The sequence below is a fragment of the Pseudomonas sp. 05T35 genome, from assembly GCF_056396605.1.
In genome coordinates this window covers 1-5,596 of sequence record NZ_JBFTLU010000299.1, presented here as the reverse complement: position 1 = coordinate 5,596, position 5,596 = coordinate 1, and the positions used below count along the sequence as shown (strand labels likewise).

General features: G+C 57.2%; 7 protein-coding genes. 3 read left to right on the top strand and 4 right to left on the bottom strand.

The features are described from left to right. The 3 genes from AC1DH9_RS20685 to AC1DH9_RS20675 form a co-directional block, all read right to left on the bottom strand. Positions 1-433: arylamine N-acetyltransferase family protein (locus AC1DH9_RS20685; protein WP_477808689.1), on the bottom strand; the 433-nt coding region annotated here is incomplete at its 3' end. A gap of 14 nt (positions 434-447) precedes the next feature. Continuing rightward, entirely contained in the window at positions 448-1,347 is a 900-nt protein-coding gene (bla, locus tag AC1DH9_RS20680) for a class A beta-lactamase (protein ID WP_427544150.1), read from the bottom strand. A 66-nt stretch (positions 1,348-1,413) separates the two neighbouring features. After that, entirely contained in the window at positions 1,414-2,985 is a 1,572-nt protein-coding gene (locus tag AC1DH9_RS20675) for a sensor domain-containing diguanylate cyclase (protein WP_477808688.1), read from the bottom strand. Between the two features lie 209 nt (positions 2,986-3,194). Here AC1DH9_RS20675 and AC1DH9_RS20670 point away from each other — a divergent pair, with 209 nt between their 5' ends. Further along, positions 3,195-3,359, top strand: a complete 165-nt coding sequence (locus tag AC1DH9_RS20670) for a demethoxyubiquinone hydroxylase family protein (RefSeq protein ID WP_427544156.1) — start codon at positions 3,195-3,197, stop codon at positions 3,357-3,359. Between the two features lie 234 nt (positions 3,360-3,593). Further along, positions 3,594-4,247, top strand: coding sequence for an HAD family hydrolase (locus AC1DH9_RS20665; protein WP_427544159.1), 654 nt, complete (start codon positions 3,594-3,596; stop codon positions 4,245-4,247). Between the two features lie 98 nt (positions 4,248-4,345). On the opposite strand, the gene AC1DH9_RS20660 is transcribed toward AC1DH9_RS20665, so the two are convergent. Next, a complete protein-coding gene (locus tag AC1DH9_RS20660; RefSeq protein WP_427544162.1) occupies positions 4,346-5,008 on the bottom strand; it encodes a ribonuclease T2 in 663 nt (220 codons plus the stop codon). A 129-nt stretch (positions 5,009-5,137) separates the two neighbouring features. Here AC1DH9_RS20660 and AC1DH9_RS20655 point away from each other — a divergent pair. After that, positions 5,138-5,596, top strand: a 459-nt coding sequence (locus AC1DH9_RS20655; protein WP_477808687.1) for an RBBP9/YdeN family alpha/beta hydrolase, incomplete at its 3' end; no start/stop codon positions are given.

The window sequence follows — 5,596 nt, the reverse complement described above, 5'->3', positions numbered from 1 at the left end:
CCTCAGTATCGAGACGCAGCGGCGCCGTGGGCACCATGCCACCGAAGCCGACATCCGCGATGTAACGAACTCCGTCCAGGGTGACCAGGCTCAAACGGTGAGTGCGCGCGGTCAACGCGTCTTCAGGACCGCCCATCACCACCCGCCCGGTAATCCCCCGCGCTTCGAACCCCAACAGCTGAAGCAGGGCAAGGAACATATTGTTGAGTTCGTAACAGTAACCACCTCGCCCCTCGTGCAGGACTTTGCGCTCGACCGAAGGCAGGTCGATGGGCACCGGAACCCACAACATCGTCGAGAGGGTTTCAAAAGGAAATGTTGCGGTATGCCGCGACTGCAACTCGCGAAGAGTGTCGAGCGTGGGCGACGGCGGTGTGTCGTAACCGAGGCGTTTCAGGTAGAGGTCAACATTCGATAGTTCAGTCTGAATCATCAATGACTCCTTGCTCAGGACACGTGCGCCATCACCAAACGGGTGGCAGTAGCCAGAACGTCACGACGCGCTTCGGCGTCTTTTTGATGTTGGGTGAAATAAACTGCGAGCACCACGGGTGCGCCTGTCTGTGGCCAAAGCACCGCCACATCGTTTGTGGTGCCGTAGTCGCCGCTACCGGTTTTATCGCCGACGATCCAACCCGTCGGTGTGCCGGCTCGAATGCTCGCATCGCCAGTGGTGTTGCCCTTGAGCCAGGTCACCAACTGCTCGCGCTGCGGCGTTGCCAACGCATCACCCAGCACCACTTTCTGCACACTGGCGGCCATCGCAGCCGGTGTCGTGGTGTCACGGGGGTCATCAGGAATGGCGGTATTCAACTCCGGCTCGCGGCGATCCAGCCGGAACGCCGGATCACCCAGGCCTTTGGCGAACTGGTTAACCGCTTCCACGCCACCCACCTCCTTGATCAACAAGTTGGCGGCAGTGTTATCGCTGTATTGCAGGGTGGCGGCGCACAGCTGTGCGATGCTCATGCCCTGTTTCAAATTCTGTTTGGCGATGGGCGCGTAAGACAGCAAGTCAGCTTCAGCATAGGCAATATGCTTTTCCAGCAATCCCGGCTGAACCATGCTTTTGTGCAACACGGCTGCAGCCAACATCAACTTGAAAGTACTGCAGAACGGAAAATGCTCCCCGCCCCGATACTGAATCTCGTGACCATTGGCAGTGTTGATCAAGGCAACGCCCAATCGACCTTTTGCGCTGTTCTCCAACTCGGCAAGTTTTTTGTACAACTCGGCCAGCGGTTTATCCGCAGCTGAAGCGTTAGCCCAGGCTGGAACTACCAGCGTGATCAATGGCAGTGTCAGACCTGCCTTCAACAATGAGCGTCGTGAAGGTGAATACTTCATGCGGTACCTCGTAAAAAAATAGACATTACAGACGGGTCCGCTGCGCAACCGCGCCCMGCCCCTTCATCACACTTCTGGATGCACGACCACTTCAGGACTTCCTTCCATCGACACCACCACCGTGCGGTTTCGACCAAAATTCTTCGCCTGATACAACGCCGCGTCTGCCCGCTCGATAAACACTTCGATGCTATCCCCGTCTCTGGGCACAAACGCATAACAACCCAGACTCACCGTCAGATACCCCGAAGGCGCGCCTGAATGGAGGATGTGCTTGTCCTTGACGCTGAGGCGGATCTGCTCGGCAATCGTAAAGGCACCGTGAATGTCAGTGTCGGGCAACAGCACCGCGAACTCTTCACCGCCGTAACGCACCGCCAGGTCGGACTTACGCAGACAACAACTTTTCACTGCGCGCGCCACTTCCGCCAGGCACTGATCCCCCGCCACGTGACCGTAGGCATCGTTGTAACGTTTGAAAAAATCGATATCGAGCATGATCAGGCTCAACGAACTCTGTTGGCGGGCACCCCGTGCAAATTCGATGTCCAGCGCCCGTTCGAACAGCCGACGGTTCGCCAACCCGGTCAGGCTATCGTGAGTCGCGATCACTTCCAGTTGCTCTTGCGCTGTCCGCAAATCCGACTCGATAAGTTCACCATTACGAACCTGCAGCACAAATACCCAACCGAACAAACCCACACCGAGCACCACCAGGGCGACGACGACGCTGGATTGATAGGCGTTGGCGTACCAGCCCCGAAGAATCGTCTCCTTCGGGGTCGCCGCGGCAACCACCAGCGGGTAGGCGTCCAGCTGACGATAGCCATATAGCCGGATCACGTTATCCACCACCGAACGGATCATCCCATTGCCGAAACTGGCATGGGGCAGGTACTTCTGGAAAATATCCCCGTGCGCCAGCGACTCGCCTATTCGCGCTTCCTCGAACGGTCGCCTGGCCAGCAGCGTACCGTCCGACAACGCCAGAAACATCACGCCATTGTCATCGAGGCTGAAGCTTTTGAAGAACTGATCGAAGTACGACAGCTTGATCCCGGCCAGCAGCACGCCCTGGAACTCGCCATGCGGGTCATTTATCCGCCGGGAAATCGGAATGATCCACTCGCCGTTCTGCCGGCTACGAATTGCCGGCCCGATGTGCGCGAGCAAAGAAGGGTTCYGCTGATGGAACTTGAAGTAGTCGCGATCGGCCACCCCCTCGCGACGAGGCAAGTCATCAAACGATGTCACCACCCACTGACCGTTTTTATCAAATAGAAACAGCCCGTGTAACTGCTCAAGCGCCTGCACCCGCCGCGCAAAGGTCTGTTGCAACCGAGGGTTCTGCAGCACACTAAAACCCTCTGCCTGAATCCAGTCGACCAGGCTGGTCATCACCAGGTCCGCGCTCAGAAACGTGTCCTGCGCCTGCTGCGCCATCGCTCGCGTCAGGTTCGACGACGCCACTTCAGCCAACGACAAATCGTAGCGCCGGGACTGTTCCAGTTGCAGGTAAAGCAAGCCGCACAGACACAGGCAGACCGCTGCAACAAACATCATCGCAGCCTTGCGTAGCGGCAAGCGTTTAAGAGGGCCGCCGGGGGTGTAATGAGGGTCATGAATAGGGGTAGGCAAAAAGCGTCATCCTTGAAGGGTAAGGCATGAGCAAAAGCCCAGATCCCTTAATGCCGGGGAGCTTAGCCTACAGGGGTGATGAGGGGCAATTGTGGTGCGAGTCATAAACTCGCTGCGCCTTTTCTCCTGTAAGGTTCAACGCACTCGTTGATGCTCGTTTGAAACGTCAATGCTTCCCGTCAATACAACCCTGTGAATGTCCACGCCCGATGAAATACAAAGACAGCACCGCATCGCTGGACACCGCCAGAAAGATTCTCAAGGTGAACCACGCCGGGGAATTCGGCGCTATCAACATTTACCGATCGCAGATCTTTGTATCCCGGCTGCTGCGCAAGGACTACGTGCCCCTTCTGGAACGATTCGGCGGCTAGGGAAACAGTCCAGTCGATTCTGGAAGATGAGGAGAACCACCGTGATACCGGTCGAGTCGAGGGCGGCGGCTCTTTGTTGTATGGGCCGTTCAGATGGATGATCAGTTTGTTTACTGAATGTGTTATTCGGTTTGGGATGCGGTAAAACAGGGCTACCCTAAAACCGCCCCGACTCAAACATGCCTGCGTTTGAATTCAAACACTACCGCACCTGCCAATCCAAGGAGGAAAAGCATGAATGCTCTGAACCGCCCGACAACCATCGACACCGTTGTGTTCGACCTCGGCAATGTCCTGATTCGCTGGAACCCAAGAAACCTTTTCCGAAAGATCTTCGGCGATGACGTACAGGCCATGGAGACCTTTCTTTCCGAGGTCTGCCCTCCCGAGTGGAACGAACGCCAGGACGCGGGCCGGTCGTGGCAGGAAGGGGTTGAGGAAGCCATCGCGCGGCATCCGTCACAAGAGGCGCTGATTCGTGCGTACCACGAGCGCTGGGAAGAGACGCTCGGCGGCGTGCTGGAAGAGACCGTGCTGATCCTCGATGAACTGCACGCCAAAGGCGTCCGCCTGCTGGCCCTGACCAACTGGTCCGCCGAAACCTTCCCGATTGCCCTTCAGCGCTTTCCCTTTCTGCACACGTTCGAAGGCATTCTCGTCTCCGGCGAAGAAGGCCTCATCAAGCCCGACCCGGCGATTTTCCAGCTACTGAAATCTCGCTACCAGTTCGAAGGCCACCATGCGGTGTTTATCGATGATCACGCGCCGAATATCGAAGGTGCACGCGGGGAAGGTTTCAATGCGCTGCAGTTCACCTGTGCGGCGCAACTGCGCAAAGATTTGGCAGCGCTGGGGTTGCCTGTGCAGGCGCTGAGCGAACCGGCGTAACGAACCGACAGGCAACACAAATTCAATACAACGAACACACAAAAATGGGCGACCGAAGTCGCCCATTTTTTATGCCGATAAATCGACAACAATCCCCATCAACGCATTGGCGGAACCCGAATATCACCCGCTCGACACTGACTTTTCACGCCCTTGCCGCAAGCCCCGAACGACAGGTCTTTACCCAGGCACACGCGCACTTCCGACAACTCGGGTCCGTTGCAGACAATCGCGATGCCATTCTCGGGAATCCCGGGATTGCTCTGACGGAACATCTGCGCAATTTCCTGCGCCGGGAAGTAGATCTCGGTGCTCAAGGGCTTCAGCTTGTCCGGGATCTTCACCGTGCCAACCGCCTTGTCCGCCATATCCAGATAACCCGAGGCGCCAAGACCGCTGCACGTGCCGTGCTTGGACCATTCATGCTGAAGCAACTTTGGCGTCACAAACAGCGTCAGCCCTTGCTTCTGCTCCGCGGGCGACAACGGCACCATCGGCGGACACGACTCCGGCCAACCGCCCTTGGCGTACTGCGGCCAGAGACCGTGAAGGACAAAGCCGTAGCCTTTGCCCGAGCATTGCGGGTTGCTCTGGTGAGTCAGGCAAAACGTCGGCGACCAGGACAGCGTCAGCAGGTAGTAATCAAACACCCCCGCCACCGACTCGGTCTGCTGTTTATCGCGATGGGACCTAGCGTCGCTCATGCCGACGCTGCCAATCGTCAGCGCAAAGAGCGCAACCAGTGCATACAGTTTTTTCATAAACCCTCTCCTTTGGGACAAATCGGCTGGTTGTCTCATTCTGGTGATTGGCCGGTCAAGTACTGTCTGAGGCGACCTTGATGAATCCACATCGAGGCTTCTATGCTCAATAGCTTTTGAGGTCGCCTTATGTTCTCCGTTGATCAACGAAGCACCCCAAATGCTGGCGATATTCAGGTGTATGTCGTCCATGGCTACAGCGCCTCCCCGCAGGCCCATTGGTTTCCCTGGCTGAAAGACCGCCTGGAAACCCAAGGGATACGGGTCGACATCCTGGAGATGCCCAGCCCCTTGCAACCGAACGTCGAGGAGTGGGCGCATTACCTCGACGAGCACATCACCCGTCACGACCCAAACACCTACTTCGTCGCCCACAGCCTGGGCTGCATCAGCTTGCTTACGCACCTGGCCAAACAAGCAGCGTCGACCCGATTGGGTGGGCTGGTTTTGCTCTCGGGCTTCGTAGAAACGCTGTCTGTGCTGCCAGGCCTCAATGGTTTTGTGGAACAGGGTTTCGATCCGCATCAGATCATCCAGATGTCGACACAGCGCTCCGTCATCGCCGCGAAAGACGACACGATTGTGCCG